Genomic DNA, 26,681 nt, shown 5'->3' on the forward strand with positions numbered 1-26,681 from the left:
ACGTGACCGGTACCATCGAACTGCCAGAAGGCGTAGAGATGGTAATGCCAGGCGACAACATCAAAATGGTTGTTACCCTGATCCACCCAATCGCGATGGACGACGGTCTGCGTTTCGCAATCCGTGAAGGTGGCCGTACCGTTGGCGCTGGTGTTGTTGCAAAAGTTCTGAGCTAATCCTCTGATACTTTAATGCAATAGTGAAAAGGGCATCTTAGGATGCCCTTTTTTATGTTTGAAATTTGCTGTTTGCCAGTGAAAGCGATCGCTTACTGCAGTTGGCATCAGTTTTTGCATTTGATTACCATTCTCTGCCTTCTGCCCCGCCGTACTCCTTGTAAAGCCAATCATTCTCATTTACAATTTGCGCAGTTTTTGAGCGGGAGTGATCATGTACGTTTGCTTGTGTAACGGTGTAAGCGATAAGACAATTCGTCAGGCGGTGCGACAACATCACCCGCAGTCTTTTCAGCAACTTAGAAAATTTATCCCGGTGGGAAATCAGTGCGGGAAGTGCGTTCGGCAGGCGCGTGAAATCATGCAAGACGAACTGATGCAGATCCCGGAATTTAAAGAGATCGCTTAAAACACGCTCATTTTTTTGACTTACACCCTGTGACATCTACGCTTCAATAAGTGGAAGCGGAGGATGTCAAAATGAAAGGTGATGTTAAGATAATAAATTATCTCAATAAATTATTGGGAAACGAGCTTGTCGCGATTAACCAGTATTTTCTGCATGCCCGCATGTTCAAAAACTGGGGATTAAAACGTCTGAACGATGTTGAGTACCACGAGTCCATCGATGAAATGAAGCACGCCGATAAGTATATCGAACGTATTCTCTTCCTCGAAGGCATTCCAAATCTGCAGGACCTCGGCAAGCTGGGTATTGGAGAGGATGTCGAAGAAATGCTTCGCTCTGACCTGAGGCTGGAACTGGATGGTGCAAAGGATTTGCGTGAAGCCATCGCCTATGCCGATAAAGTGCATGATTATGTTAGCCGTGACCTGATGATCGAAATTCTGGCCGATGAAGAAGGCCATATCGACTGGCTCGAAACGGAACTGGACCTCATTCAGAAGCTGGGCATTCAGAACTACCTGCAGGCCCAGATACGCGAAGAGTAACCCCGTATGATCAAGACAGAGGGATTTCCCTCTGTCTTCTTTGAAACCTTATCCAAACACCTGCCAGCAAAAATTCCCCCATCCTGAGAGCGCAAGCCAGGGGCCAAAAGGCATTTCAGCGCTGTCACGGCACCCGATCAGATAAAGTATTCCGGCATAAGCGATGCCCAGGGAAGATGCCAAAGCGACGATGAGAGGCAGATGCTGCCAGTAGCTCCAGGCTCCAATTGCCGCCAGCAGTTTGAAATCACCATAACCTAATCCTTCTTTGCCGGTAGCATAACGGAATACTTGAAAGATAACCCACAGGAAGAGGTAGCCGGCTATCGCGCCGAATACGGCATGATGAACATGGTGGGGGTTAACCAGACTATGAAACAACAATCCCAGCCACAGTAAGGGTAGGGTAAGTCTGTCTGGTAGAAGCATGGTTTTGAAATCACTCAAGCTTAGCGCCAGAGCCAGGCAAAAATAGAGCAACGCAGCGACGGGGAGTAGCCAGGCGATCTGTATGTCGGTAAGTATCATCTTTTTATCCCACTGAGGATTAAGCCCTCGGATGCTACGCGGGTGTGCTGGCTAAACCTATCAAGCTTCGAATTTGGCGTGTGATACTGCGCAATGCCTCGAAGATGTGGGAGATACTGAGCGTGAAACTCACTAAATGAAAGGCATCGGTGAAATTTCAACCCACATGACTTGCAAGCTGCCTTGAAACCCGTATAATGCGCGGGCTGTCTTAATAGACCGCTGGTTCAATATGAACCCTGATAGCAGTCAGTCGAAGCAATTCAGTTGCTATCAAACAATGTCCCCAATTGGGGGACTATGTATGAACGATTACACTCCTCCATCAATCGTAATGGATGCGAGTAGTAATTTTTTTCGTCTATAAAATAATTGGAGCTCTGGTCTCATGCAGAACCAAAGAATCCGTATCCGCCTTAAAGCGTTTGATCATCGTCTGATCGATCAATCAACTGCGGAAATCGTCGAGACTGCTAAGCGCACTGGTGCGCAAGTCCGTGGTCCGATCCCGCTGCCGACCCGCAAAGAGCGCTTTACCGTTCTGATCTCCCCGCACGTCAACAAAGACGCGCGTGATCAGTACGAGATCCGCACTCACAAGCGTCTGGTTGACATCGTTGAGCCAACTGAGAAAACCGTTGATGCTCTGATGCGTCTGGATCTGGCTGCCGGTGTAGACGTGCAGATCAGCCTGGGTTAATCAGGTCATTGACGATTGAGAGGTTGAAACAATGATTGGTTTAGTCGGTAAAAAAGTGGGTATGACCCGTATCTTCACTGAAGACGGCGTTTCTATCCCAGTAACCGTAATCGAAGTAGAAGCAAACCGTGTTACTCAGGTTAAAGACCTGGCTAACGACGGCTACCGTGCTGTTCAGGTGACCACTGGTGCTAAAAAAGCTAACCGTGTAACCAAGCCGGAAGCTGGTCACTTCGCTAAAGCTGGCGTTGAAGCTGGCCGTGGTCTGTGGGAATTCCGTCTTGCTGAAGGCGAAGAGTTCACCGTAGGTCAGGACATTAGCGTTGAACTGTTTGCTGACGTTAAAAAAGTTGACGTAACCGGTACCTCTAAAGGTAAAGGTTTCGCAGGTACCGTTAAGCGCTGGAACTTCCGTACCCAGGACGCGACCCACGGTAACTCCTTGTCTCACCGCGTTCCGGGTTCTATCGGTCAGAACCAGACTCCGGGCAAAGTGTTCAAAGGCAAGAAAATGGCAGGCCAGCTGGGTAACGAACGTGTCACTGTTCAGAGCCTGGACGTAGTACGTGTTGACGCTGAGCGCAACCTGCTGCTGGTGAAAGGTGCGGTCCCGGGTGCAACCGGTAGCGACCTGATCGTTAAACCAGCTGTGAAGGCGTAAGGGGATAGCAATGGAATTAGTATTGAAAGACGCGCAAAGCGCGCTGACTGTTTCCGAAACTACCTTCGGTCGTGACTTCAACGAAGCGCTGGTACACCAGGTTGTTGTTGCTTATGCAGCAGGCGCCCGTCAGGGTACTCGTGCTCAGAAGACCCGTGCTGAAGTAACTGGTTCCGGCAAAAAGCCGTGGCGCCAGAAAGGTACCGGCCGTGCGCGTTCTGGTTCTATCAAGAGCCCGATCTGGCGTTCCGGTGGCGTAACCTTCGCTGCTCGCCCGCAGGACCACAGTCAAAAAGTTAACAAAAAGATGTACCGCGGCGCGCTGAAAAGCATCCTGTCCGAACTGGTACGTCAGGATCGTCTGATCGTTGTTGAGCAGTTCTCTGTTGAAGCACCGAAAACCAAGCTGCTTGCTCAGAAACTGAAAGATATGGCTCTGGAAGATGTGCTGATCGTGACCGGTGAACTGGATGAGAATCTGTTCCTGGCTGCTCGTAACCTGCATAAGGTTGACGTGCGCGATGTAGCTGCAATCGACCCAGTTAGCCTGATCGCCTTCGACAAAGTCGTTATGACTGCGGAAGCAGTTAAGCAAGTTGAGGAGATGCTGGCATGATCCGTGAAGAACGTCTGCTGAAAGTACTGCGCGCGCCGCACGTATCTGAAAAAGCGTCTACCGCGATGGAAAAAACCAACACCATCGTACTCAAAGTTGCGACTGACGCGACCAAAGCAGAGATCGTTGCTGCTGTACAGAAGCTGTTCGAAGTTGAAGTAAAAGACGTTAACACCCTGGTAGTTAAAGGGAAAACTAAACGTCACGGACAGCGTGTTGGTCGTCGTAGCGACTGGAAAAAAGCTTACGTCACCCTGAAGGAAGGCCAGAATCTGGACTTCGTCGGCGGCGCTGAGTAAGTCGGAGGAGAAAGACAATGGCAGTTGTTAAATGTAAACCGACATCTCCGGGTCGTCGCCACGTAGTTAAAGTGGTTAACCCTGAGCTGCACAAGGGCAAGCCTTTTGCTCCGTTGCTGGAAAAAAACAGCAAATCCGGTGGCCGTAACAACAATGGTCGTATCACTACCCGTCATATCGGTGGTGGTCACAAGCAGGCATACCGTATTGTTGACTTTAAACGCAACAAAGATGGTATCCCGGCAGTTGTTGAACGTCTTGAGTACGATCCGAACCGTTCCGCGAACATCGCGCTGGTTCTGTACAAAGATGGCGAACGCCGTTACATCCTGGCCCCTAAAGGCCTGAAAGCTGGCGACCAGATTCAGTCTGGCGTTGATGCTGCAATCAAAGCGGGTAACACCCTGCCGATGCGCAATATCCCGGTTGGTTCTACCGTTCATAACGTAGAAATGAAACCAGGTAAAGGCGGTCAGCTGGCTCGTTCCGCTGGTACCTACGTGCAGATCGTTGCTCGTGATGGTGCTTACGTTACCCTGCGCCTGCGCTCCGGTGAAATGCGTAAAGTCGAAGCTGACTGCCGCGCTACCCTGGGCGAAGTTGGCAACGCTGAGCATATGCTGCGCGTTCTGGGTAAAGCAGGTGCTGCTCGCTGGCGTGGTGTTCGTCCTACCGTTCGCGGTACCGCGATGAACCCAGTCGATCACCCACATGGTGGTGGTGAAGGTCGTAACTTTGGTAAGCACCCGGTATCCCCGTGGGGCGTTCAGACCAAAGGTAAGAAGACCCGCAGCAACAAGCGTACTGATAAATTTATCGTACGTCGCCGTAGCAAATAATTTTAGAGGATAAGCCATGCCACGTTCTCTCAAGAAAGGTCCTTTTATTGACCTGCACTTGCTGAAGAAGGTAGAGAAAGCGGTGGAAAGCGGTGACAAGAAGCCCCTGCGCACTTGGTCCCGTCGTTCAACGATCTTTCCTAACATGATCGGTTTGACCATCGCTGTCCATAATGGTCGTCAGCACGTTCCAGTCTTTGTTTCCGACGAAATGGTCGGTCACAAACTGGGTGAATTCGCACCGACTCGTACTTATCGCGGCCACGCTGCTGATAAAAAAGCGAAGAAGAAATAAGGTAGGAGGAAGAGATGGAAACTTTAGCTCAACATCGCCATGCTCGTTCTTCTGCTCAGAAGGTTCGCCTTGTTGCTGACCTGATTCGCGGTAAGAAAGTGTCGCAGGCTCTGGATATTCTGACCTACACCAATAAGAAAGCGGCTGTATTGGTTAAGAAAGTACTGGAATCTGCCATTGCTAACGCTGAACACAACGATGGCGCTGACATTGACGATCTTAAAGTCGCGAAAATCTTCGTAGACGAAGGCCCTAGCATGAAGCGCATTATGCCTCGTGCAAAAGGTCGTGCAGATCGCATCCTGAAGCGCACCAGCCACATTACTGTGGTTGTGTCCGATCGCTGAGACTCTGGAGACTAGCAATGGGTCAGAAAGTACATCCTAATGGTATTCGCCTGGGTATTGTAAAACCATGGAACTCAACCTGGTTTGCGAACACCAAAGAATTCGCTGACAACCTGGACAGCGATTTTAAAGTACGTCAGTACCTGACTAAGGAACTGGCTAAGGCGTCTGTATCTCGTATCGTTATCGAGCGTCCTGCTAAGAGCATCCGTGTGACCATTCACACCGCTCGCCCAGGTATCGTTATCGGTAAGAAAGGTGAAGACGTAGAAAAACTGCGCAAGGTCGTAGCGGATATCGCTGGCGTTCCTGCACAGATCAATATCGCCGAAGTTCGTAAACCTGAACTGGACGCAAAATTGGTTGCTGACAGCATCACTTCTCAGCTGGAACGTCGTGTTATGTTCCGTCGTGCGATGAAGCGTGCTGTACAGAACGCAATGCGTCTGGGCGCTAAAGGTATCAAAGTTGAAGTTAGCGGCCGTCTGGGCGGCGCCGAGATCGCACGTACCGAATGGTACCGTGAAGGTCGCGTGCCGTTGCACACTCTGCGTGCTGACATCGACTACAACACCTCTGAAGCGCACACCACTTATGGTGTAATCGGCGTTAAGGTATGGATCTTCAAAGGTGAGATCCTGGGTGGTATGGCTGCTGTTGAACAACCGGAACCGGCTGCTCAACCTAAAAAGCAGCAGCGTAAAGGCCGTAAGTAAGGAGAGTCGCTGATGTTACAACCAAAGCGTACAAAATTCCGTAAAGTGCACAAAGGCCGCAACCGTGGTCTGGCGCAGGGTACGGATGTTAGCTTCGGCACTTTCGGTCTGAAAGCTGTTGGCCGTGGTCGTCTGACTGCCCGTCAGATCGAAGCAGCACGTCGTGCAATGACCCGTGCAGTTAAGCGTCAGGGTAAGATCTGGATCCGTGTATTCCCGGACAAACCGATCACCGAAAAGCCGCTTGAAGTGCGTATGGGTAAAGGTAAAGGTAACGTGGAGTATTGGGTTGCCTTGATCCAGCCAGGTAAAGTCCTGTATGAAATGGACGGCGTACCTGAAGAGCTGGCCCGTGAAGCCTTCAAGCTGGCAGCAGCAAAACTGCCTATCAAAACCACCTTTGTAACTAAGACGGTGATGTAATGAAAGCAAAAGAGCTGCGTGAAAAGAGCGTCGAAGAGCTGAACACCGAGCTGCTGAACCTGCTGCGTGAGCAGTTCAATCTGCGCATGCAGGCTGCAAGTGGCCAGCTGCAACAGACTCACCTGCTGAAGCAGGTTCGTCGTGATGTTGCACGTGTTAAGACTTTACTGACTCAGAAGGCGGGTGCGTAATGACCGATAAAATCCGTACTCTGCAAGGTCGCGTTGTCAGCGACAAAATGGAGAAATCCATTGTTGTTGCCATCGAACGTGTTGTGAAGCACCCGATCTACGGGAAATTCATCAAGCGTACGACCAAACTGCACGTACATGACGAGAACAACGAATGCGGTATCGGTGACGTGGTTGAAATCCGCGAATGCCGTCCGCTGTCCAAGACTAAGTCCTGGACGCTGGTTCGCGTTGTAGAGAAAGCGGTTCTGTAATACAGTACCCTTTCTCAAACAAATAAACGGCTCAGCGATGAGCCGTTTATTTTTTCTACCCATATCCTGGAACCGGTGTTATAATGCCGCGCCCTCGTTTATGGGGCTTTTTAACGACCTGATTTCCAGGTCCCGAAGTAGTAGTTGACATTAGCGGAGCACTGAAATGATCCAAGAACAGACTATGCTGACCGTGGCCGACAACTCCGGCGCGCGTCGCGTAATGTGTATCAAGGTTCTGGGTGGCTCGCACCGTCGCTACGCAGGCGTCGGCGACATCATCAAAATTACCATCAAGGAAGCAATTCCTCGCGGTAAGGTGAAGAAAGGCGATGTGCTGAAAGCGGTAGTGGTGCGCACCAAGAAGGGTGTTCGTCGCCCGGACGGTTCTGTCATTCGCTTCGATGGCAATGCATGCGTTATTTTAAATAATAACAGTGAGCAGCCAATCGGCACGCGTATTTTTGGGCCGGTAACTCGTGAACTGCGTAATGAGAAGTTCATGAAAATTATCTCTCTGGCACCAGAAGTACTCTAAGGAGCGAATCATGGCAGCGAAAATCCGTCGTGATGACGAAGTTATCGTGTTAACCGGTAAAGATAAAGGTAAGCGCGGTAAAGTAAAAAATGTCCTGTCTTCCGGCAAGGTCATTGTTGAAGGTATCAACCTGGTTAAGAAACATCAGAAGCCGGTTCCGGCCCTGAACCAACCAGGCGGCATCGTTGAAAAAGAAGCTGCAATTCAGGTTTCTAACGTTGCTCTCTTCAACGCGGCAACCGGCAAGGCTGACCGTGTAGGCTTTAGATTCGAAGACGGCAAAAAAGTCCGTTTCTTCAAGTCTAACAGCGAAACTATCAAGTAATTTGGAGTAGTACGATGGCGAAACTGCATGATTACTACAAAGACGAAGTAGTTAAGAAACTCATGACTGAGTTTAACTACAATTCTGTCATGCAAGTCCCTCGGGTCGAGAAGATCACCCTGAACATGGGTGTTGGTGAAGCGATCGCTGACAAGAAACTGCTGGATAACGCAGCAGCTGATCTGACAGCAATCTCCGGTCAAAAGCCGTTGATCACCAAAGCACGCAAATCTGTTGCAGGCTTCAAAATCCGTCAGGGCTATCCGATCGGCTGTAAAGTAACTCTGCGTGGCGAACGCATGTGGGAGTTCCTTGAGCGTCTGATCACTATTGCTGTACCTCGTATCCGTGACTTCCGTGGCCTGTCCGCTAAGTCTTTCGACGGTCGTGGTAACTACAGCATGGGTGTCCGTGAGCAGATCATCTTCCCAGAAATCGATTACGACAAAGTCGATCGCGTCCGTGGTTTGGATATTACCATTACCACTACTGCGAAATCTGATGATGAAGGCCGTGCTCTGCTGGCTGCCTTTGACTTCCCGTTCCGCAAGTAAGGTAGGGTTACTTCATGGCTAAGCAATCAATGAAAGCACGCGAAGTAAAGCGCGTTGCTTTGGCTGAAAAATTCTTCGCTAAACGCGCAGAACTGAAAGCTATCATTTCTGATGTGAACGCGACCGACGAAGACCGTTGGAACGCTGTTCTCAAGCTGCAAACTCTGCCGCGTGATTCCAGCCCGTCCCGTCAGCGTAAACGCTGCCGCCAGACTGGTCGTCCACATGGTTATGTGGGCAAGTTCGGGTTGAGCCGTATCAAGTTACGTGAAGCCGCCATGCGCGGTGAAGTACCTGGCTTGAAAAAGGCTAGCTGGTAATTGTCACCAATTGAATCACGGGAGTAGAGACAGATGAGCATGCAAGATCCGATCGCGGATATGCTGACCCGTATCCGTAACGGTCAGGCCGCGAACAAAGTTGCGGTCACCATGCCTTCCTCCAAGCTGAAAGTGGCAATTGCCAACGTGCTGAAGGAAGAAGGTTATATTGAAGAATTTAAAATTGAAGGCGACATCAAGCCTGAACTGGAACTGACTCTTAAGTATTTCCAGGGCAAGGCTGTGGTAGAGAGCATTCAGCGAGTCAGCCGCCCAGGCCTGCGCATCTATAAGAAAAAAGATGAGCTGCCTAAAGTTATGGCCGGCATGGGTATTGCTGTCGTTTCTACCTCTAAAGGTGTTATGACTGATCGTGCAGCGCGCCAGGCTGGTCTTGGTGGCGAAATTATCTGCTACGTAGCGTAATTGGAGGAATAAAATGTCTCGTGTTGCTAAAGCACCGGTCGTTGTTCCTGCAGGCGTAGAGGTAAAACTCAACGGTCAGGTTATTTCGATCAAAGGTAAAAACGGCGAGCTGACTCGTACTATCAACGATGCTGTTGAAGTTAAACACGCTGAAAATGCTCTGACTTTCGCTCCGCGCGAAGGCTTTGCAAACGCGTGGGCCCAAGCGGGTACCACTCGTGCGCTGTTGAACGCAATGGTTGTCGGTGTTACCGAAGGCTTCACTAAGAAGCTGCAGCTGGTTGGTGTAGGTTATCGTGCAGCCGTTAAAGGCGACGTGGTGAATTTAGCCCTGGGCTTCTCTCACCCTGTTGAGCATAAGCTGCCTGCGGGTATCACTGCTGAATGTCCGACTCAAACTGAAATCTTGCTGAAAGGCGCTGATAAGCAGATGATCGGTCAGGTTGCAGCTGATCTGCGCGCCTACCGTCGTCCTGAGCCTTACAAAGGCAAGGGTGTTCGTTACGCCGACGAAGTCGTGCGTACCAAAGAGGCTAAGAAGAAGTAAGGTAACACTATGGATAAGAAATCTGCTCGTATCCGTCGTGCGACCCGCGCACGTCACAAGCTCAAAGAGCTGGGTGCAACTCGCCTGGTGGTACATCGTACCCCGCGTCATATTTACGCACAGGTAATTGCTCCAAATGGTTCTGAAGTTCTGGTAGCTGCATCTACTGTAGAAAAAGCTATCACTGAGCAACTGAAGTACACTGGAAACAAAGACGCCGCTGCAGCTGTAGGTAAAGCTGTTGCTGAGCGCGCTCTGGAAAAAGGCATCACCGTTGTTGCTTTTGACCGTGCTGGTTTCCAATATCATGGTCGTGTCCAGGCACTGGCAGATGCTGCCCGTGAAGCTGGCCTTCAGTTCTAAGGTAGAGGTGTAAGATGTCTCACATCGAAAAACAAGCTGGCGAACTGCAGGAAAAGCTGATCGCGGTAAATCGCGTATCTAAAACCGTTAAAGGCGGTCGTATTTTCTCCTTCACTGCTCTGACAGTGGTAGGCGACGGTAACGGTCGTATTGGTTTTGGTTACGGTAAAGCGCGTGAAGTTCCAGCAGCGATCCAGAAAGCGATGGAAAAAGCCCGTCGCAACATGATTAACGTCGCGCTGAACAGCGGCACCCTGCAGCACCCTGTTAAAGGCGTGCACACAGGTTCCCGCGTGTTCATGCAGCCGGCTTCCGAAGGTACCGGTATCATCGCCGGTGGTGCAATGCGCGCCGTCCTGGAAGTCGCTGGTGTTCATAACGTCCTGGCTAAAGCGTATGGTTCCACTAACCCGATTAACGTGGTTCGTGCAACTATCGATGGCCTGGCGAATATGAAATCTCCAGAAATGGTCGCTGCCAAGCGTGGTAAATCCGTTGAAGAAATTCTGGGGTAATTGACCATGGCAAAGACTATTAAAATCACTCAAACCCGCAGTGCAATCGGTCGTCTGCCGAAACACAAGGCAACGCTGCTTGGCCTGGGTCTGCGTCGTATTGGCCACACCGTAGAGCGCGAGGATACTCCTGCTGTACGCGGTATGGTCAACGCGGTTTCCTACATGGTTAAAGTTGAGGAGTAAGAGATGCGTTTAAATACTCTGTCTCCGGCCGAAGGGTCTAAGCACGCTTCTAAGCGTCTGGGTCGTGGTATCGGTTCTGGCCTCGGTAAAACCGGCGGTCGTGGTCACAAAGGTCAGAACTCTCGTTCTGGTGGTGGCGTACGTCGTGGTTTCGAAGGTGGTCAGATGCCGTTGTACCGTCGTCTGCCGAAATTCGGTTTCACCTCTCGCAAAGCAATGATCACGGCAGAAGTTCGTCTGTCCGATCTGGCGAAAGTTGAAGGCGACGTAGTTGACCTGAACACGCTGAAAGCAGCAAACATTATCGGTATTCAGATCGAGTTCGCGAAAGTGATCCTGTCTGGTGAGGTAACTCGTCCGGTAACTGTTAGCGGCCTGCGTGTGACCAAAGGCGCTCGTGCTGCTATCGAAGCTGCTGGCGGTAAAATCGAGGAATAAGTAGCAGATGGCAAAACAACCGGGATTAGATTTTCAAAGTGCTAAAGGCGGCCTCGGCGAGCTGAAACGCAGACTGATGTTTGTTATCGGTGCGCTGATTGTGTTTCGTATTGGCTCTTTTATTCCGATCCCTGGTATTGATGCCGCTGTACTTGCCAAACTGCTTGAGCAACAGCGAGGCACCATCATTGAGATGTTTAACATGTTCTCTGGTGGTGCTCTCAGCCGTGCTTCTATCTTCGCGCTGGGTATCATGCCGTACATTTCGGCATCGATCATCATTCAGCTGCTTACCGTGGTTCATCCCGCGTTGGCAGAGCTGAAGAAAGAAGGGGAATCTGGTCGTCGTAAGATTAGCCAGTACACCCGTTACGGCACTCTGGTGCTGGCAATATTCCAGTCAATCGGTATTGCTACCGGTTTACCGAATATGCCTGGTATGCAGGGCCTGGTGTTAAACCCAGGCTTTGCATTCTATTTCACCGCTGTTGTAAGCCTTGTCACCGGGACAATGTTCCTGATGTGGCTGGGCGAACAGATTACTGAACGTGGTATCGGTAACGGTATCTCAATCATAATCTTCGCGGGTATCGTTGCGGGACTTCCGCCGGCCATTGGCCATACCATCGAGCAAGCAAGGCAAGGCGACCTGCACTTCCTCCTGTTGCTGTTGGTTGCAGTATTAGTATTTGCAGTGACCTTCTTCGTTGTTTTTGTTGAGCGTGGCCAGCGCCGCATTGTGGTCAACTACGCTAAACGTCAACAGGGTCGTCGTGTCTATGCTGCGCAGAGCACACATTTACCGCTGAAAGTGAACATGGCTGGGGTTATCCCTGCGATCTTCGCCTCCAGTATTATTCTGTTCCCGGCGACCATCGCGTCATGGTTCGGGGGCGGTACCGGTTGGAACTGGCTGACAACAATTTCGCTGTATTTGCAGCCTGGGCAACCGCTTTATGTGTTACTCTATGCGTCTGCAATCATCTTCTTCTGTTTCTTCTACACGGCGTTGGTCTTCAACCCGCGTGAAACAGCAGATAACCTGAAGAAGTCCGGTGCATTTGTACCAGGAATTCGTCCGGGAGAACAAACGGCGAAGTACATCGATAAAGTAATGACCCGCCTGACTCTGGTTGGTGCGTTGTACATTACCTTTATCTGCCTAATCCCGGAGTTCATGCGCGATGCAATGAAAGTGCCGTTCTACTTCGGTGGGACCTCACTGCTGATCGTTGTTGTCGTTATCATGGACTTTATGGCTCAAGTGCAAACTCTGATGATGTCAAGTCAGTACGAGTCTGCATTGAAGAAAGCGAACCTGAAAGGCTACGGCCGTTAATCGTCGCTTGAGAAGTTACGGAGAGTAAAAATGAAAGTTCGTGCTTCCGTCAAGAAATTATGTCGTAACTGCAAAATCGTTAAGCGTGACGGTGTTATTCGCGTGATTTGCAGCGTAGAGCCGAAGCATAAACAGCGTCAAGGCTGATTATCTCGCATATTTTTCTTGCAAAGTTGGGTTGAGCTGGCTAGATTAGCCAGCCAATCTTTTGTATGTCTATGCGTTTCCATTTGAGTATCCTGAAAACGGGCTTTTCGGCATGGGACGCATAATCTAAATAGTAGGAGTGCATAGTGGCCCGTATAGCAGGCATTAACATTCCTGATCAAAAACACGCCGTGATCGCGTTAACCTCGATCTACGGTGTCGGCAAGACTCGCTCCAAGGCCATTTGCGCTGCGGCGGGTATCGCTGAAGATGTTAAGATCAGTGAGCTGTCTGAAGAACAAATCGACACGCTGCGTGACGAAGTTGCCAAATTTGTCGTTGAAGGTGATCTGCGCCGTGAAGTGAGCATGAGCATCAAGCGTCTGATGGACCTTGGTTGCTATCGCGGTTTGCGTCATCGTCGTGGTCTGCCAGTGCGCGGTCAGCGTACTAAGACCAACGCACGTACCCGTAAGGGTCCGCGCAAACCGATCAAGAAATAATCGGGGTGATTGAATAATGGCAAAGGCACCAATTCGTGCACGTAAACGTGTAAGAAAAACAGTCTCTGACGGCGTGGCTCATGTCCATGCTTCTTTCAACAACACCATCGTTACTATTACCGATCGTCAGGGTAATGCGTTGGGTTGGGCAACTGCCGGTGGTTCCGGTTTCCGTGGTTCTCGCAAATCCACTCCGTTTGCAGCTCAGGTTGCAGCAGAGCGTTGCGCAGAAGCCGTGAAAGAATACGGTATCAAGAACCTGGAAGTTATGGTTAAGGGTCCTGGCCCAGGCCGCGAATCAACTATTCGTGCTCTGAACGCCGCTGGTTTCCGCATCACTAATATTACTGATGTGACTCCAATCCCTCATAACGGTTGTCGTCCGCCGAAAAAACGTCGCGTATAACGCGTCCGTTTTCTAGGATTGTTGGAGAAAGAAAATGGCAAGATATTTGGGTCCTAAGCTCAAGCTGAGCCGTCGTGAGGGCACCGACTTATTCCTTAAGTCTGGCGTTCGCGCGATCGATACCAAGTGTAAAATTGAACAAGCTCCTGGCCAGCACGGTGCGCGTAAACCGCGTCTGTCTGACTATGGTGTGCAGTTGCGTGAAAAGCAGAAAGTTCGCCGTATCTACGGTGTGCTGGAGCGTCAGTTCCGTAACTATTATAAAGAAGCAGCTCGTCTGAAAGGCAACACCGGTGAAAACCTGTTGGCTCTGCTGGAAGGCCGTCTGGACAACGTTGTTTACCGTATGGGCTTCGGCGCTACTCGTGCAGAAGCACGTCAGCTGGTTAGCCATAAAGCTATCATGGTAAATGGTCGCGTTGTTAACATCGCTTCTTATCAGGTAACTCCGAATGACGTAGTCAGCATCCGTGAGAAAGCCAAAAAGCAATCTCGCGTTAAGGCCGCTCTGGAGCTGGCTGAGCAGCGTGAAAAGCCAACCTGGCTGGAAGTTGATGCTGCCAAGATGGAAGGTGTGTTCAAGCGTAAGCCTGAGCGTACCGATCTGTCTGCGGACATTAACGAACACCTGATCGTCGAGCTTTACTCCAAGTAAGGCTTAGTACCAAAGAGAGGACACAATGCAGGGTTCTGTGACAGAGTTTCTAAAACCACGCCTGGTAGATATCGAGCAAGTGAGTTCGACGCACGCCAAGGTGACCCTTGAGCCGTTAGAGCGTGGCTTTGGCCATACTCTTGGTAACGCACTGCGCCGTATTCTGCTTTCATCGATGCCGGGTTGCGCGGTGACTGAGGTTGAGATTGATGGTGTACTGCACGAGTACAGCACCAAAGAAGGCGTTCAGGAAGATATCCTGGAAATCCTGCTCAACCTGAAAGGGCTGGCGGTAAGAGTTCAAGGTAAAGATGAAGTTATCCTTACCCTGAATAAATCTGGCATTGGCCCTGTGACCGCAGCCGATATCACCCATGATGGTGATGTCGAAATCGTCAAGCCGCAGCATGTGATCTGCCACCTGACCGATGAGAACGCTGCTATTAGCATGCGTATCAAAGTTCAGCGCGGTCGCGGTTATGTGCCGGCTTCTACCCGAATTCATTCGGAAGAAGATGAGCGCCCAATCGGCCGTCTGCTGGTCGACGCCTGCTACAGCCCTGTAGAGCGTATTGCCTACAATGTTGAAGCTGCGCGTGTAGAACAGCGTACCGACCTGGACAAGCTGGTCATCGAAATGGAAACCAACGGCACAATCGATCCTGAAGAGGCGATTCGTCGTGCGGCGACCATTCTGGCAGAACAACTTGAAGCTTTCGTTGACCTACGTGATGTACGTCAGCCGGAAGTTAAAGAAGAGAAACCAGAATTCGATCCGATCTTGCTGCGCCCTGTTGACGATCTGGAATTGACTGTCCGCTCTGCTAACTGCCTTAAGGCAGAAGCTATCCACTATATCGGTGATCTGGTACAGCGTACCGAGGTTGAGCTGCTCAAAACGCCTAACCTGGGTAAAAAATCTCTTACTGAGATTAAAGACGTGCTGGCTTCTCGTGGTTTGTCTCTGGGCATGCGCCTGGAAAACTGGCCACCAGCAAGCATTGCTGACGAGTAACCGGATCACAGGTTAAGGTTTTACTGAGAAGGATAAGGTCATGCGCCATCGTAAGAGTGGTCGTCAACTGAACCGCAACAGCAGCCATCGCCAGGCTATGTTCCGCAACATGGCAGGTTCACTGGTTCGTCATGAGATCATCAAGACGACCCTGCCTAAAGCGAAAGAGCTGCGTCGCGTAGTTGAGCCGCTGATTACTCTTGCCAAGACTGACAGCGTTGCTAATCGTCGTCTGGCATTCGCCCGCACTCGTGATAACGAGATCGTGGCAAAACTGTTTAATGAACTGGGTCCGCGTTTCGCGAGCCGTGCAGGTGGTTACACTCGTATTCTGAAGTGTGGCTTCCGTGCTGGTGACAATGCTCCGATGGCTTACATCGAGCTGGTTGATCGCGCCGAGTCTCAAACAGAAGCTGCTGCAGAGTAATCTGTAGTAACGTAGAAAAACCGGGCTTGCCCGGTTTTTTTATATCCAGAATATCCCCTTCTCTCTTTTCCCCGTATTCTTGTATTACTCCCGGTAATTTTGAGGTCGCTATGTGGTTGCTTGATCAATGGGCAGAACGGCATATTCTTGATGCGCAGCGAAACGGAGAGTTCGAGGGGCTAGTCGGCAGCGGTGAACCTATATTGCTCGATGATGATAGTCATGTTCCTCCCGAGCTCCGTGCCGGATACCGTCTGCTAAAAAATGCAGGTTGCTTGCCGGCAGAGATGCAGCAGCGGAAGGATGCCATTGAGCTGGTTGATCTGCTAAAAACGGTGCATATTCAGAGCGAGGAATATCAGGCGATCGGTAAAAAGCTCGCACTGCTTGAGCTTAAGCTCCGACAGGCGGGTATAAACACCGACTTCTTACGTGGTGAGTATGCCGTAAAATTGATGCAGCATATCGATGAGGAAAGGTGATGTTTCGTATAGGTGAACTGGCAAAACTGGCGGATGTGACTCCGGATACTATTCGTTACTACGAAAAGCAAAACATGATGGATCACGAAGTGCGAACTGAAGGTGGTTTTCGCCTGTATAGCGATAGCGATCTTCAGCGTCTTAAATTCATTCGTTACGCTAAGCAACTTGGTTTCACGCTTGAGGCCATCCGGGAGCTTTTATCGATCCGTATCGATCCTGAGCATCATACTTGCCAGGAATCGAAAGGGATTGTGCAGAGCCGGTTGAGTGAGGTTGAGTCTAAAATCAAAGAATTGCAGAATATGCGGCGCTCGCTGCAGCGTCTGAATGATGCTTGTTGTGGCAGTGCACACAGTAGCGTTTATTGTTCTATCCTTGAAGCGCTGGAACAGGGAGCAAGCAGCAAAAAATAGCCGCTTGATCTTTTACAGGCTCAGGCATAGACTCGCGGCGATCGTTTAACCCATCTGGAGTAACTATGAGCACCAAATATCGCCATCAAAAAGGGCAAATTAAAGATAACGCCATTGAAGCGCTATTACATGACCCACTGTTCAGGCAAAGAGTTGAGAAGAATAAGAAAGGGAAAGGCAGTTATCAGAGAAATGAGAAACACGGTAAGAGAGGTAACTGGGAGGCCAGTGGCAAACAAGCAATTCGCTTTTTTACCACTGGCTTTCTGCTTTTAATAACCAGTATTAATTCCGTTGGTTCTGCTCTTTCAGCAGGTCACGAATCTCGCTCAGCAGAACTTCCTCTTTAGACGGTGCCGGAGGTGCGGCAGGCTCTTCCGCTTTCTTACGATTCAGTTTATTGATCACTTTGATGGCCATGAAGATGGCAAACGCGACAATCACGAAGTCAAAAATATTCTGAATAAATACGCCGTAGTGCATAACTACCGCAGGAACATCACCCTGGGCATCACGCAATGTTAAAGCAAACTGTTTAAAATCAACCCCACCAATCAGCAAACCCAGCGGTGGCATAATAATATCCGCTACCAGGGAGGAAACAATCTTCCCGAATGCTGCGCCAATAATCACACCTACTGCCAAATCAACAACGTTCCCGCGCATCGCGAATTCGCGAAACTCTTTTAAAATACTCATTAATCTCTCCTTGTGCCGGCTGACAGTAATAATTCTAACAAAGGTTATCTTAATTTCCATTGCTACAAGAAATAAGAATTTTTTGTTAATTCCATAATTTTAAAATGGTTTTTGTATGAAGAAACAGAGCAGAAAATATTTCTGCTCTGCTGAGTTTAGAGGAAGAATGGGCTTGGTTGGAACAGGCGTTCGACATCGCTGACAAATTTCTTATCCGTTAAGAACATAATGACGTGATCGCCCTGTTCTATACGTAGGTTGTCGTTGGCAATCATCACATCATTGCCACGTACAACCGCACCAATGATCGTGCCAGGCGGCAGTTTAATCTCATCGATGACTCGACCCACAACGCGAGAGGTGCTTTCATCTCCATGAGCCACGGCCTCAATGGCTTCTGCAACGCCACGGCGAAGAGATGAAACGCCAACAATATCGGCTTTACGCACATGTCCGAGTAGAGCAGAAATGGTTGCCTGCTGAGGTGAAATCGCAATATCAATTACGCTCCCCTGCACTAAATCGACATAGGCATTACGCTGTATGAGGACCATGACTTTTTTGGCTCCCATTCGCTTAGCCAGCATGGCCGACATGATGTTAGCTTCATCATCGTTGGTGACCGCAATAAAGAGATCAACCTGATCGATATGTTCCTCTGCTAACAGTTCCTGATCTGAGGCGTCACCATAAAATACGATGGTGTTTTGCAGCATTTCTGCAAGTTCAGAAGCTCGCTGCTGATCGCGCTCGATCAGTTTTACGCTGTAATCTTTCTCGAGACGATGTGCTAAACCTGCGCCGATATTACCGCCGCCCACCAGCATGATGCGCTTGTAAGGTTTTTCGAGGCGCTGAAGCTCGCTCATTACCGCACGGATATTTTGTGAAGCGGCAATAAAGAAGACCTCATCACCGGCTTCAACAATGGTTGAACCCTGCGGGCGAATAGGGCGGTCGTGACGGAAAATGGCTGCGACACGAGTATCGATGTGCGGCATATGTTCGCGCATGGTGGAAAGTGCATTACCCACCAGCGGACCGCCATAGTAGGCTTTTACTACTGCCAGGCTAACTTTCCCTTCGGCAAAATTCACGACCTGAAGTGCCCCCGGGTACTCAATCAGGCGGTAAATATTGTCGATTACCAACTGCTCAGGAGCAATCAGGTGATCAATGGGAACGGCTTCCGCATTGAACAGTTTTTCTGCATCGCGAACATAATCGGGGGCTCGAATGCGGGCAATTCTATTAGGCGTATTAAACAGAGAATAAGCGACCTGACATGCGATCATGTTCGTTTCGTCAGAGCTGGTGACTGCGACCAGCATGTCTGCGTCATCGGCCCCTGCTTCACGAAGTACGCGGGGATGAGAGCCGTGGCCCTGGACTACGCGGAGGTCAAACTTATCCTGCAGGCTGCGCAGGCGGGCCTGGTTGGTATCGACGACGGTAATATCGTTGTTTTCACCGACCAGATTTTCTGCCAGAGTGCCGCCGACCTGGCCTGCACCCAGAATGATTATTTTCATCGTTTATCGCTTCACGAGTGATGAAACTTATGACTCACCCTGCAGGGAGTCAGCTCTTAATTAGCTTAGCGTAATAGAAGCCGTCACCGTCGTCTGCTGCAGGCAGATTTTGAATGCCCGGAGCCTTATTGTCACCGGTTTCTACCAGTTTGGCATCGGCATGACGCGCCAGAAACGCGCTCACCTGATCCTTATTCTCGTCGGGGAGAATAGAACAAGTGGCATAGACAAGCGTCCCGCCGGTTTTAAGGTGAGGCCAGATAGCATCCAGAATCTCTTTCTGCAAAGCAACGAGTTCTGCGATATCCCTGTCGCGACGCAGCCATTTGATGTCTGGATGGCGACGAATAACGCCGGTTGCTGAGCATGGCGCATCAAGCAAAATACGGTCAAACTTAGTTTCGCCACACCACTGAGCAGGGAAACGGCCGTCTCCCTGTTTTACTTCTGCTTTCATGCCAAGGCGTTCAAGATTTTCATGCACGCGTTTCAGGCGCTGGGTGTCAACGTCGACGGCCATCACTTTTGCATTCGGGGCCGCTTCCAGAATATGCGTTGTCTTACCGCCCGGTGCGGCACAAAGATCCAGAATAGTTTCGTCGTTTTGCGGATCTAAAAGATCGACGCTGCCCTGAGCTGAAGCATCCTGCACGGTCACCCAGCCTTGCTCAAAACCAGGTAATGCCTGAACGGGGGCGGGTGAATCAAGGCGAACAGCATCCTGGTATTTGGGATGTATATGGCCTTCCAGACCAGCCTCGGCCAGCAAAGCCATCCATGCTTCACGCGTATGGTGCTGGCGATTTACGCGCAGCCACATTGGAGGGCGCTGGTTATTAGCATCGACAATGGATTCCCAGCAGTCCGGGTAAGCTTTTTTCAAACGCTGCAGCAGCCAGGCCGGGTGCAGAAAACGGCTTTCATGCTTAGCAGCTTCTGCCATCAGGTTTTCTTGCTGGCGCTGGAACTGACGTAGTACGCCATTGATTAAGCTCTTAAAAGCCTGACGCTTAATCGCGATGGCACCTTCAACGGTTTCAGCCAGCGCAGCATGCGCAGGAATACGGGTATACAGAAGCTGATAGATGCCGACCATAATTAAGTAATGGATTGTGCGCTGCTTTCCGGCCATCGGGCGTGACATGAGTTTGCCAACCAGCCAGTCCAGCTGCGGAAGGGTACGCAGCACGCCGAAGCACAGCTCCTGCAGCAGGGCTCTGTCTTTATCAGACACTTTCTGCTGTACCCCAGGCAGTACATTACTTAATGATTGTCCTTGCTCGACAACTTGTTCAATTGTTTGGGCAGCCAGGCTGCGAAGATTCAGTGTTTTTTTCATTATCGTGCTCTGGTTTTTCCAGCGCTATAAACAAAAATGCCCAGGTTACCCTGGGCGTATAAATGCGGCTTTATCAGGAGAGGACTGTACCAGGTTCAAACCATTCACGGCGTGAGTTCAGCAGGTCCTGCGCTTTCATGGCTTTTTTACCTGCAGGCTGCAGTTCTTCAAGATTCAGAATGCCCTCGGCGGTCGCAACCTGGATGCCTTGTTTACTGGTGGCCAGAATAGTGCCCGGTGCTGAATTTGTCTGGGTGTTGATCGCCGATGCGCGCCAGACTTTTAGCGGCTGCCCGTCGATTTCCAGCCAGCTCATTGGCCATGGGTTAAAAGCACGGATACAGCGTTCCAGTTGGACGGCAGAAAGGTTCCAGTTGATGCGGGCTTCTTCTTTGCTGAGTTTCTCAGCATAGGTCACCAGCGCTTCGTCTTGAACCTCCGGCGTAGCGGTACCGTTGGTTAGCTGTTCCAGCGTGTCCAGAAGGCCTTTAGGACCCAGCCCTGCTAGCTTATCGTAGAGGGTTCCGCTGGTGTCTTCTGCCTCAATCGGACAAGAGAGTTTATACAGCATGTCGCCGGTATCGAGGCCGACATCCATTTGCATAATGGTGACGCCAGTTTCAGCATCCCCGGCCCACAAAGAACGTTGGATCGGTGCAGCACCACGCCAGCGTGGCAGCAGTGAACCATGAACATTTACGCAGCCCAGGCGAGGCATATCGAGTACCGGCTGAGGCAAAATCAGGCCATAAGCAACCACCACCATAACATCGGCGTTGAGGTCGGCAATCAACTGCTGATTTTCCGCTTTACGCAGCGTAGCCGGCTGAAAGACAGGAATGCCTTTCTCTTCTGCCAGCACTTTTACCGGGCCTGGCATGAGTTTTTTACCACGGCCTGCCGGACGATCTGGTTGGGTAAATACACCAACGACCTGGTGCTGAGAAGACAACAGCGCGTCAAGGTGACGCGCTGCGAAGTCTGGGGTTCCGGCAAAAATAATACGCAGAGAATCTGACACGTTGTTTGTTGTCCTTAAGCTTTCGCTTTCAAACGGTCGAGTTTTTCAACTTTCTGGCGAATACGTTGCTGTTTCAGCGGCGACAGATAATCGATAAACAGTTTACCGACCAGATGATCCATTTCGTGCTGGATACAAATCGCCAGCAGGCCATCTGCTTCCAGTTCAAAGGCTTTACCGTCACGATCGAGCGCGCGAATTTTTACTTTTTCCGCACGAGGTACCAGCGCACGCTGTTCAGGGATGGACAGACAACCTTCTTCAATACCTGTCTCACCGCTTTTTTCCAGCAGTTCCGGGTTAATCAGTACCAGCTGTTCGTCACGGTTCTCGGATACATCAATCACGATAATACGTTGGTGAATATCTACCTGCGTAGCCGCCAGGCCAATGCCTTCTTCGGCGTACATAGTATCGAACATATCATCAACGATACGCTGAATGTCCGCATTCACTTCTTCAACCGGTTTAGCGACTTTGCGAAGGCGCTCGTCGGGAATATGTAATACTTGCAAAACTGCCATAAATTTCCAGAGCTGTGTTCAGTAGTAGAAAGGATTATTCCCTCTATTCTAGACATTTCCCCGGCTGATTGACAGCATCAGTGACCAATCGCAAGGATTGCTTTGATGGCCTGTGGCAGGGGGATTGAGTGCAGATAATGGAGATTTGGCTACGTCTTATGGCTGTTAAGGGGCTGAGTGGGGATAAGTTCCTAAAAATAGCCCACTTCCTGGAACGATGCCCAATGGTAGAAAGGGAGAGTTTGCTCGCGGCGGGATTAAATGCCCGAGAATGTGCATTATTTACTGCATTTAATGAGCGTCAGCTTGAAGCTAGTCTTCTCTGGCTCGATAAGCCAAATCACCATCTGCTGACGGCGGAAGACGCCCTTTATCCTGAGCAGCTCAGAGCCATAAATGATTATCCTGCCGCTCTGTTTGTTGCCGGTGAACCTTCACTACTCAGCCAGAACCAGATTGCAGTTGTCGGTAGTCGCAACCTGTCAGATTACGGCGAGCGCTTTTGCCGGCAGTTCTGCGAAGCGCTTGCACAGTCTGGACTGGTGATAACCAGCGGGTTGGCATTGGGCATTGATGGGGTGGCACATCGTGCGGCACTGAGAGTCAAGGGTAAAACCATTGCTGTGCTGGGTAATGGATTAGGCAGCGTTCATCCTAAGCGTCATTTGATGCTAGCCCGGCAAATTATCGAGCAAGAAGGGGCTGTGCTATCCGAGTTTACCCTTTCCTGCACGCCCTGGCCCTCGAACTTTCCGTGGCGTAATCGTGTCATCAGTGGGCTGAGTAGAGCCGTTTTTGTCGTAGAAGCCGGTGAACGAAGTGGTTCCCTGGTGACTGCCCGCTATGCCGTTGAACAGGGGAGAGAGGTATTTGCTCTGCCCGGTACGGTAGGAAGTCCTGGGAGCGATGGCCCACATTGGCTTATCCAGCAAGGGGCAAATTTAGTACGAAGTCCGCAGGATATTCTCGATTATCTCGCCTCTGAACTCCATTGGCTTCCCGCTTCGCACAATGTGTCAATATATTCGCCAAATCAACAGAACGGCACATTGCCATTTCCCCATCTGTTGGCTAACGTAGGAGATGAGGTTACACCTGTTGACGTCGTCGCTGAACGTGCCGGCCAACCTGTGCCAGAGACGGTAGCTCAGTTACTCGAACTGGAGTTAGCAGGATGGATCGCAGCTGTACCCGGCGGCTATGTCCGATTGAGGAGGGCATGCCATGTTCGACGTACTAATGTACTTATTTGAAACCTACATCCACAGCGAAGCAGAAATGCGCGTTGATCAGGATAAGCTGACGAGCGATCTCACCGAAGCTGGTTTTGATCGTGAGGACATTTTTAACGCATTAGTGTGGCTTGAAAAGCTGGCCGACTATCAGGATGGTTTGACCGAACCGATGCAGCTTGCTGCCGATCCTCTCTCTATGCGTATTTTTACCGCAGAAGAGAGCCAGCGGCTTGATGCAGACTGTCGGGGCTTTTTACTGTTCCTTGAACAGATTCAGGTGTTAAATCTCGAAACCCGCGAAATGGTGATTGAGCGCGTGCTGGCGCTGGACACAGCAGAATTCGAACTGGAAGATCTGAAGTGGGTTGTACTGATGGTGCTGTTCAACATTCCGGGGTGTGAAAACGCCTACCAGCAAATGGAAGAATTACTCTTCGAGGCAAATGAAGGTATGCTGCACTAAATTAAGTTGCAGCATGAGATGTTATGGCCAAGTCAGCACTGTTCTCGGTGCCAAAAAATGAACCCTGCCCCCAATGCGGGGCAGAGTTAGCAATACGTTCCGGTAAACACGGCCCATTTTTGGGCTGTTCCCATTACCCGGAATGCGATTATGTTCGCCCGCTAAAGAGCCAGGCCGATGGTCATATTGTTAAAGTACTTGATGGCCAGCAATGCCCGGTTTGTCAGTCAACGCTCGTGCTACGTCAGGGTCGGTTTGGCATGTTTATCAGCTGCAGCAATTACCCTGAATGCGAACACACGGAAATCATTGATAAACCCGATGAGACGGCAATAGCGTGCCCCCAATGCCAAAAAGGGCAACTGGTTCAGCGTCGTTCTCGCTACGGGAAAACGTTCTGGTCCTGTAACAGCTACCCGGACTGTCAGTTTGTCATTAATTTTAAACCGGTAGCGGGTATCTGCTCTGAATGTCAGTATCCGCTGCTTGTTGAAAAGAAAACGGCTCAGGGCGTGAAACGTTTCTGCGCCAATAAACAATGTGGAAAGCCGGTAACGACGGAACAAGCCAGTGAATAATAACCTGCCTGAAGGCCAGCTCGCGCAGATCGTAGCGGCCCTGAAAGAAGAACAAGTCATCGCCTACCCAACCGAAGCTGTCTTTGGCGTTGGTTGCGATCCCGATAGTGAACTCGCAGTTACTCGCCTGCTTGAGCTGAAACAGCGTCCGGTAGAGAAGGGACTTATCCTTATCGCCGCCAATTTTGAGCAGCTGAAACCTTATATAGATGCCGCTGCGCTTAATGAAGCACAGCTTTCGGTGGTGTTTGCAAACTGGCCTGGCCCGGTGACGTTTGTTTTCCCGGCTTTGCCTTCCACCCCAAAGTGGCTGACCGGGCGTTTTGATTCTTTGGCGGTGCGTGTGACCAATCATCCGCTTGTGAAAGAGCTATGTCTTGCCTACGGTAAGCCTCTGGTCTCTACCAGTGCGAACCTTACGGGCTTGCCTCCGTGCCGCAGCTCGGAAGAAGTTCAGCAGCAGTTTGGCCAAAGTTTCCCTGTACTTATGGGGGATACCGGTGGGCGGCTTAATCCCTCAGAAATACGCGATGCCTTAACCGGCGAACTCTTCCGTCAGGGGTAATTATGGAAACTTTCGCCGTCTTTGGTAACCCTATTCAGCACAGCAAATCTCCTCTTATTCATCGCCTTTTCGCAGAACAATTGGGAATTGAACATCCTTATGGACGCGTGCTTGCTCCGTTAGACACTTTTGCTGAAACACTTGAAGCCTTCTTCAATAAAGGAGGAAGGGGAGCCAACGTCACCGTACCTTTTAAAGAACAAGCTTTTACTCGTGCTGACGAGCTAACAGAGCGGGCGGCGCTTGCAGGTGCGGTCAATACGCTCAAGTGCCTGGAAGATGGACGTTTGCTTGGAGACAATACGGATGGTATTGGCTTGTTGAGCGATCTTGAACGATTGAAACTGATCAAACCCGGCGATCGTATTCTGCTGGTGGGGGCCGGCGGCGCAGCGCGTGGTGTACTGCTACCCTTGTTATCGTTAGATTGTGCGGTCACGATAACCAACCGTACGTTTGCCAAAGCGGCAGAACTAGCTGATTTATTCAGCCATACGGGAAGTGTTAACGCCGTGGCAATGGATCAGCTTGAGGGGCATGAATTCGATTTACTGATCAACGCCACGTCCAGCGGGATTGGCGGTGAGATCCCTGCGCTGCCGGTTTCTCTCCTTTCCCACCGCGTTAGCTGCTACGACATGTTTTACCAGAAAGGGCTGACGCCATTCTTGAACTGGGCCACGAGTCACGGTGTAGTGTCTTACGCGGATGGTCTTGGCATGCTGGTGGGGCAAGCTGCACACGCTTTTATGCTTTGGCACGGCGTCATGCCAGATGTCGCGCCAGTTATTGAGGCGTTGAAAAGAGAAATGGCGGCGTGAACCAGGCCATTCAGTTCCCGGATCGTGAAGTCTGGGATGAAGAGCGGCAGGCTATCCGTTTTCCTGCGCTGGTGCAGGGGTTCCAGGTTGAGTGCGCGATAAGCGCATTGGCCATTGCCAGCCGCTTCGGCGGCAATGGCGCCGAAGAGTGGCTTTCTTTATTTCGGGAATATCGTTGGGATCTTGAAGAAGAAGCCGAAGGCCTGATCGAAAGTGAGCAGGAAGGCGATCAAGGGTGGTACTGGCTATCCTGAGCCAGATACTCATCTTTCCAGCGCACATAATTATTAGCGGAGTAGGTTAATCCGGCCAGCTCCGCTTCAGTCAGGCGGCGAATCTGTTTCACCGGACTGCCTAAATAGAGAAAGCCGCTTTCCAGGTGCTTGTTCTGGGGGACCAGACTACCGGCACCAATCATCACATCATCTTCTACTACTACTCCATCCAATAGGATCGACCCCATTCCAACCAAGACGCGATTGCCGATCGTGCAGCCGTGCAGCATTACCTTATGGCCCACCGTCACATCTTCACCGACGATCAGCGGGTTCCCTTCAGGTTTGTAAGAGGACTTATGGGTAACATGAAGCACGCTGCCATCCTGGATGTTGGTGCGTGCTCCAATTGTCACGGTGTTTACGTCCCCTCGAATAGCAACTAACGGCCAGATACTGACATCATCCGCCAGTTTTACATCACCAATGACCACGCTGGTGGGATCAACCATGACTCGTTCATCGAGTTGAGGAAAAGTTTTTTGAAAAGCACGCAGTACCGCAGACATAAACACCTCAGGGAAATTCATTACAGAAATAGACTGTGGCCGCTTTCTTGAGCAATGGCAAGGGAGTAAAGGGCGGTAAAGAGGGCAGATCGAACAGGATCTCAGCGAAAAGAGTGAAAACTAAACATTCAGAAAAAAAGATCGAAAAAGTACTTGTGCTAAAAAGTGGGATCCCTATAATGCGCCTCCATCGAGACGGCACAATGAATCACTTCACAAATTAGCCGGTTCGATAAAGAGAAAAAATCCTGAAAATCGGGGTTGACTCTGAAAGAGGAAAGCGTAATATACGCCACCTCGAGTTAGCAAGCGAACGCGCCTAACTCACTGCTCTTTAACAATTTATCAGACAATCTGTGTGGGCACTCGCAGGATTGATATCTCAGCATCTTCGGATGCAAAAAAATATCAAGTCTTGAAGAGTGACTACTGATTTTATAAACAGTTTTAATTCTTTGAGCATCAAACACTTTTAAATTGAAGAGTTTGATCATGGCTCAGATTGAACGCTGGCGGCAG

Annotated in this window: 47 protein-coding genes; 40 read left to right on the forward strand and 7 right to left on the reverse strand. The window is 50.4% G+C overall.

Annotation, left to right across the window (positions count from 1 at the left end):
- The 3 genes from F3J28_RS21940 to bfr all read left to right on the forward strand — a co-directional run.
- Positions 1–176: EF-Tu C-terminal domain-related protein (locus tag F3J28_RS21940; RefSeq protein ID WP_072162992.1), on the forward strand; the 176-nt coding region annotated here is incomplete at its 5' end.
- A 214-nt stretch (positions 177–390) separates the two neighbouring features.
- The gene (gene bfd / locus F3J28_RS21945) at positions 391–585 is read left to right on the forward strand and encodes a bacterioferritin-associated ferredoxin (RefSeq protein ID WP_008457135.1); all 195 of its coding nucleotides are present in this window, start codon (positions 391–393) and stop codon (positions 583–585) included.
- 71 nt (positions 586–656) lie between these two features.
- Positions 657–1,130, forward strand: a complete 474-nt coding sequence (bfr, locus tag F3J28_RS21950) for a bacterioferritin (RefSeq protein ID WP_008457137.1) — start codon at positions 657–659, stop codon at positions 1,128–1,130.
- Between the two features lie 48 nt (positions 1,131–1,178).
- Here the strand turns inward: bfr and F3J28_RS21955 are convergent, their stop codons facing one another.
- Positions 1,179–1,658 carry a prepilin peptidase gene (locus F3J28_RS21955; RefSeq protein WP_166879784.1) on the reverse strand — a complete coding sequence of 160 codons (480 nt, stop codon included), beginning with the start codon at positions 1,656–1,658 and terminating at the stop codon, positions 1,179–1,181.
- 388 nt (positions 1,659–2,046) lie between these two features.
- On the opposite strand from F3J28_RS21955, the gene rpsJ reads away from it, so the two are divergent.
- The 31 genes from rpsJ to F3J28_RS22110 all read left to right on the forward strand — a co-directional run bounded on the left by rpsJ (position 2,047) and on the right by F3J28_RS22110 (position 16,951).
- The gene (rpsJ, locus tag F3J28_RS21960) at positions 2,047–2,358 is read left to right on the forward strand and encodes a 30S ribosomal protein S10 (protein ID WP_001181005.1); all 312 of its coding nucleotides are present in this window, start codon (positions 2,047–2,049) and stop codon (positions 2,356–2,358) included.
- Positions 2,359–2,389: 31 nt separating this feature from the next.
- The gene (gene rplC, locus F3J28_RS21965; RefSeq protein WP_006178923.1) at positions 2,390–3,019 is read left to right on the forward strand and encodes a 50S ribosomal protein L3; all 630 of its coding nucleotides are present in this window, start codon (positions 2,390–2,392) and stop codon (positions 3,017–3,019) included.
- 10 nt (positions 3,020–3,029) lie between these two features.
- The gene (gene rplD / locus F3J28_RS21970) at positions 3,030–3,635 is read left to right on the forward strand and encodes a 50S ribosomal protein L4 (protein WP_008457145.1); all 606 of its coding nucleotides are present in this window, start codon (positions 3,030–3,032) and stop codon (positions 3,633–3,635) included.
- On the forward strand, positions 3,632–3,934 hold the full coding sequence (gene rplW / locus F3J28_RS21975) for a 50S ribosomal protein L23 (protein ID WP_008457148.1): 303 nt from the start codon (positions 3,632–3,634) through the stop codon (positions 3,932–3,934). Before rplD ends, rplW begins: the two co-directional genes overlap by 4 nt.
- Positions 3,935–3,951: 17 nt before the next feature.
- On the forward strand, positions 3,952–4,773 hold the full coding sequence (rplB, locus tag F3J28_RS21980; RefSeq protein ID WP_008457150.1) for a 50S ribosomal protein L2: 822 nt from the start codon (positions 3,952–3,954) through the stop codon (positions 4,771–4,773).
- Between the two features lie 16 nt (positions 4,774–4,789).
- Entirely contained in the window at positions 4,790–5,068 is a 279-nt protein-coding gene (rpsS, locus tag F3J28_RS21985) for a 30S ribosomal protein S19 (protein WP_001138115.1), read from the forward strand.
- Positions 5,069–5,082: 14 nt separating this feature from the next.
- Positions 5,083–5,415 (forward strand): 50S ribosomal protein L22, encoded by a 333-nt coding sequence (gene rplV / locus F3J28_RS21990; protein WP_002919773.1) that lies wholly within the window; start codon positions 5,083–5,085, stop codon positions 5,413–5,415.
- A gap of 17 nt (positions 5,416–5,432) precedes the next feature.
- Positions 5,433–6,131, forward strand: a complete 699-nt coding sequence (rpsC, locus tag F3J28_RS21995) for a 30S ribosomal protein S3 (protein WP_006817277.1) — start codon at positions 5,433–5,435, stop codon at positions 6,129–6,131.
- 12 nt (positions 6,132–6,143) lie between these two features.
- Positions 6,144–6,554 (forward strand): 50S ribosomal protein L16, encoded by a 411-nt coding sequence (gene rplP, locus F3J28_RS22000; RefSeq protein WP_002438716.1) that lies wholly within the window; start codon positions 6,144–6,146, stop codon positions 6,552–6,554.
- Positions 6,554–6,745 carry a 50S ribosomal protein L29 gene (rpmC, locus tag F3J28_RS22005; protein WP_008457158.1) on the forward strand — a complete coding sequence of 64 codons (192 nt, stop codon included), beginning with the start codon at positions 6,554–6,556 and terminating at the stop codon, positions 6,743–6,745. The genes rplP and rpmC overlap by 1 nt, the downstream gene beginning before the upstream one ends.
- Positions 6,745–6,999: a 30S ribosomal protein S17 gene (rpsQ, locus tag F3J28_RS22010; protein ID WP_008457160.1), complete on the forward strand. Its 255-nt coding sequence runs from the start codon at positions 6,745–6,747 to the stop codon at positions 6,997–6,999. The genes rpmC and rpsQ overlap by 1 nt, the downstream gene beginning before the upstream one ends.
- Before the next feature lie 166 nt (positions 7,000–7,165).
- Entirely contained in the window at positions 7,166–7,537 is a 372-nt protein-coding gene (gene rplN, locus F3J28_RS22015; RefSeq protein ID WP_008457164.1) for a 50S ribosomal protein L14, read from the forward strand.
- A gap of 10 nt (positions 7,538–7,547) precedes the next feature.
- Positions 7,548–7,862: a 50S ribosomal protein L24 gene (gene rplX / locus F3J28_RS22020; RefSeq protein WP_007724317.1), complete on the forward strand. Its 315-nt coding sequence runs from the start codon at positions 7,548–7,550 to the stop codon at positions 7,860–7,862.
- A 14-nt stretch (positions 7,863–7,876) separates the two neighbouring features.
- A complete protein-coding gene (gene rplE / locus F3J28_RS22025; protein WP_008457169.1) occupies positions 7,877–8,416 on the forward strand; it encodes a 50S ribosomal protein L5 in 540 nt (179 codons plus the stop codon).
- Between the two features lie 14 nt (positions 8,417–8,430).
- Positions 8,431–8,736, forward strand: a complete 306-nt coding sequence (gene rpsN / locus F3J28_RS22030) for a 30S ribosomal protein S14 (RefSeq protein WP_008457171.1) — start codon at positions 8,431–8,433, stop codon at positions 8,734–8,736.
- A gap of 33 nt (positions 8,737–8,769) precedes the next feature.
- A complete protein-coding gene (gene rpsH / locus F3J28_RS22035; protein WP_008457173.1) occupies positions 8,770–9,162 on the forward strand; it encodes a 30S ribosomal protein S8 in 393 nt (130 codons plus the stop codon).
- Between the two features lie 13 nt (positions 9,163–9,175).
- Positions 9,176–9,709: a 50S ribosomal protein L6 gene (gene rplF, locus F3J28_RS22040; protein WP_166879788.1), complete on the forward strand. Its 534-nt coding sequence runs from the start codon at positions 9,176–9,178 to the stop codon at positions 9,707–9,709.
- Positions 9,710–9,718: 9 nt separating this feature from the next.
- Positions 9,719–10,072, forward strand: coding sequence for a 50S ribosomal protein L18 (rplR, locus tag F3J28_RS22045; protein WP_008457177.1), 354 nt, complete (start codon positions 9,719–9,721; stop codon positions 10,070–10,072).
- A gap of 14 nt (positions 10,073–10,086) precedes the next feature.
- Positions 10,087–10,587, forward strand: a complete 501-nt coding sequence (gene rpsE, locus F3J28_RS22050) for a 30S ribosomal protein S5 (protein ID WP_008457179.1) — start codon at positions 10,087–10,089, stop codon at positions 10,585–10,587.
- Positions 10,588–10,593: 6 nt separating this feature from the next.
- Positions 10,594–10,773 carry a 50S ribosomal protein L30 gene (gene rpmD, locus F3J28_RS22055; protein ID WP_004846568.1) on the forward strand — a complete coding sequence of 60 codons (180 nt, stop codon included), beginning with the start codon at positions 10,594–10,596 and terminating at the stop codon, positions 10,771–10,773.
- A 3-nt stretch (positions 10,774–10,776) separates the two neighbouring features.
- Positions 10,777–11,211, forward strand: a complete 435-nt coding sequence (rplO, locus tag F3J28_RS22060; RefSeq protein WP_008457184.1) for a 50S ribosomal protein L15 — start codon at positions 10,777–10,779, stop codon at positions 11,209–11,211.
- Between the two features lie 7 nt (positions 11,212–11,218).
- Complete coding sequence (secY, locus tag F3J28_RS22065) at positions 11,219–12,550, forward strand: preprotein translocase subunit SecY (protein ID WP_008457186.1); 1,332 nt, start codon at positions 11,219–11,221, stop codon at positions 12,548–12,550.
- A gap of 30 nt (positions 12,551–12,580) precedes the next feature.
- Entirely contained in the window at positions 12,581–12,697 is a 117-nt protein-coding gene (rpmJ, locus tag F3J28_RS22070; protein WP_008457187.1) for a 50S ribosomal protein L36, read from the forward strand.
- Positions 12,698–12,843: 146 nt separating this feature from the next.
- Positions 12,844–13,200: a 30S ribosomal protein S13 gene (gene rpsM / locus F3J28_RS22075; RefSeq protein WP_008457189.1), complete on the forward strand. Its 357-nt coding sequence runs from the start codon at positions 12,844–12,846 to the stop codon at positions 13,198–13,200.
- Positions 13,201–13,216: 16 nt separating this feature from the next.
- Entirely contained in the window at positions 13,217–13,606 is a 390-nt protein-coding gene (rpsK, locus tag F3J28_RS22080; RefSeq protein WP_008457192.1) for a 30S ribosomal protein S11, read from the forward strand.
- 34 nt (positions 13,607–13,640) lie between these two features.
- Entirely contained in the window at positions 13,641–14,261 is a 621-nt protein-coding gene (gene rpsD, locus F3J28_RS22085) for a 30S ribosomal protein S4 (protein ID WP_008457194.1), read from the forward strand.
- Positions 14,262–14,286: 25 nt separating this feature from the next.
- The gene (locus F3J28_RS22090) at positions 14,287–15,276 is read left to right on the forward strand and encodes a DNA-directed RNA polymerase subunit alpha (RefSeq protein WP_008457196.1); all 990 of its coding nucleotides are present in this window, start codon (positions 14,287–14,289) and stop codon (positions 15,274–15,276) included.
- 40 nt (positions 15,277–15,316) lie between these two features.
- On the forward strand, positions 15,317–15,703 hold the full coding sequence (rplQ, locus tag F3J28_RS22095; protein WP_008457198.1) for a 50S ribosomal protein L17: 387 nt from the start codon (positions 15,317–15,319) through the stop codon (positions 15,701–15,703).
- Positions 15,704–15,813: 110 nt separating this feature from the next.
- Positions 15,814–16,185: a DnaJ family domain-containing protein gene (locus F3J28_RS22100; protein WP_008457201.1), complete on the forward strand. Its 372-nt coding sequence runs from the start codon at positions 15,814–15,816 to the stop codon at positions 16,183–16,185.
- Positions 16,185–16,601 carry a Zn(2+)-responsive transcriptional regulator gene (gene zntR / locus F3J28_RS22105; protein WP_008457203.1) on the forward strand — a complete coding sequence of 139 codons (417 nt, stop codon included), beginning with the start codon at positions 16,185–16,187 and terminating at the stop codon, positions 16,599–16,601. Before F3J28_RS22100 ends, zntR begins: the two co-directional genes overlap by 1 nt.
- A gap of 65 nt (positions 16,602–16,666) precedes the next feature.
- Positions 16,667–16,951, forward strand: a complete 285-nt coding sequence (locus F3J28_RS22110; protein WP_166879791.1) for an alternative ribosome-rescue factor A — start codon at positions 16,667–16,669, stop codon at positions 16,949–16,951.
- Here the strand turns inward: F3J28_RS22110 and mscL are convergent.
- The 5 genes from mscL to def form a co-directional block, all read right to left on the reverse strand.
- The gene (gene mscL, locus F3J28_RS22115; protein WP_008457207.1) at positions 16,887–17,300 is read right to left on the reverse strand and encodes a large-conductance mechanosensitive channel protein MscL; all 414 of its coding nucleotides are present in this window, start codon (positions 17,298–17,300) and stop codon (positions 16,887–16,889) included. The genes F3J28_RS22110 and mscL overlap by 65 nt on opposite strands.
- A gap of 155 nt (positions 17,301–17,455) precedes the next feature.
- A complete protein-coding gene (gene trkA, locus F3J28_RS22120; RefSeq protein WP_008457209.1) occupies positions 17,456–18,832 on the reverse strand; it encodes a Trk system potassium transporter TrkA in 1,377 nt (458 codons plus the stop codon).
- Positions 18,833–18,881: 49 nt separating this feature from the next.
- Positions 18,882–20,171, reverse strand: coding sequence for a 16S rRNA (cytosine(967)-C(5))-methyltransferase RsmB (rsmB, locus tag F3J28_RS22125; protein ID WP_166879794.1), 1,290 nt, complete (start codon positions 20,169–20,171; stop codon positions 18,882–18,884).
- Between the two features lie 73 nt (positions 20,172–20,244).
- Positions 20,245–21,192, reverse strand: coding sequence for a methionyl-tRNA formyltransferase (gene fmt, locus F3J28_RS22130; RefSeq protein WP_166879797.1), 948 nt, complete (start codon positions 21,190–21,192; stop codon positions 20,245–20,247).
- 14 nt (positions 21,193–21,206) lie between these two features.
- Positions 21,207–21,716 carry a peptide deformylase gene (def, locus tag F3J28_RS22135; protein ID WP_039288271.1) on the reverse strand — a complete coding sequence of 170 codons (510 nt, stop codon included), beginning with the start codon at positions 21,714–21,716 and terminating at the stop codon, positions 21,207–21,209.
- 137 nt (positions 21,717–21,853) lie between these two features.
- Between def and dprA the strand changes: the two genes are divergently transcribed.
- The 6 genes from dprA to F3J28_RS22165 are packed head-to-tail and all read left to right on the forward strand — an operon-like array spanning position 21,854 to position 25,632.
- Positions 21,854–22,969, forward strand: a complete 1,116-nt coding sequence (gene dprA / locus F3J28_RS22140; RefSeq protein WP_205247286.1) for a DNA-protecting protein DprA — start codon at positions 21,854–21,856, stop codon at positions 22,967–22,969.
- Positions 22,941–23,414, forward strand: coding sequence for a DUF494 family protein Smg (gene smg / locus F3J28_RS22145; RefSeq protein WP_166879803.1), 474 nt, complete (start codon positions 22,941–22,943; stop codon positions 23,412–23,414). Before dprA ends, smg begins: the two co-directional genes overlap by 29 nt.
- Before the next feature lie 23 nt (positions 23,415–23,437).
- Positions 23,438–23,992, forward strand: a complete 555-nt coding sequence (locus tag F3J28_RS22150; RefSeq protein ID WP_166879805.1) for a DNA topoisomerase family protein — start codon at positions 23,438–23,440, stop codon at positions 23,990–23,992.
- Positions 23,985–24,557 carry an L-threonylcarbamoyladenylate synthase type 1 TsaC gene (gene tsaC, locus F3J28_RS22155; protein WP_166879808.1) on the forward strand — a complete coding sequence of 191 codons (573 nt, stop codon included), beginning with the start codon at positions 23,985–23,987 and terminating at the stop codon, positions 24,555–24,557. Before F3J28_RS22150 ends, tsaC begins: the two co-directional genes overlap by 8 nt.
- A 2-nt stretch (positions 24,558–24,559) precedes the next feature.
- A complete protein-coding gene (gene aroE, locus F3J28_RS22160) occupies positions 24,560–25,378 on the forward strand; it encodes a shikimate dehydrogenase (RefSeq protein WP_166879811.1) in 819 nt (272 codons plus the stop codon).
- A complete protein-coding gene (locus tag F3J28_RS22165; RefSeq protein ID WP_166879814.1) occupies positions 25,375–25,632 on the forward strand; it encodes a DUF1488 family protein in 258 nt (85 codons plus the stop codon). The genes aroE and F3J28_RS22165 overlap by 4 nt, the downstream gene beginning before the upstream one ends.
- Here F3J28_RS22165 and F3J28_RS22170 read toward each other — a convergent pair.
- The gene (locus F3J28_RS22170) at positions 25,608–26,162 is read right to left on the reverse strand and encodes a gamma carbonic anhydrase family protein (protein ID WP_008457228.1); all 555 of its coding nucleotides are present in this window, start codon (positions 26,160–26,162) and stop codon (positions 25,608–25,610) included. The two genes, F3J28_RS22165 and F3J28_RS22170, sit on opposite strands and share 25 nt — an antisense overlap.
- Positions 26,163–26,681: the final 519 nt, after the last annotated feature.

It is taken from the genome of Enterobacter sp. Ap-1006, from assembly GCF_011752835.1.
GTDB lineage: Bacteria > Pseudomonadota > Gammaproteobacteria > Enterobacterales > Enterobacteriaceae > Cedecea.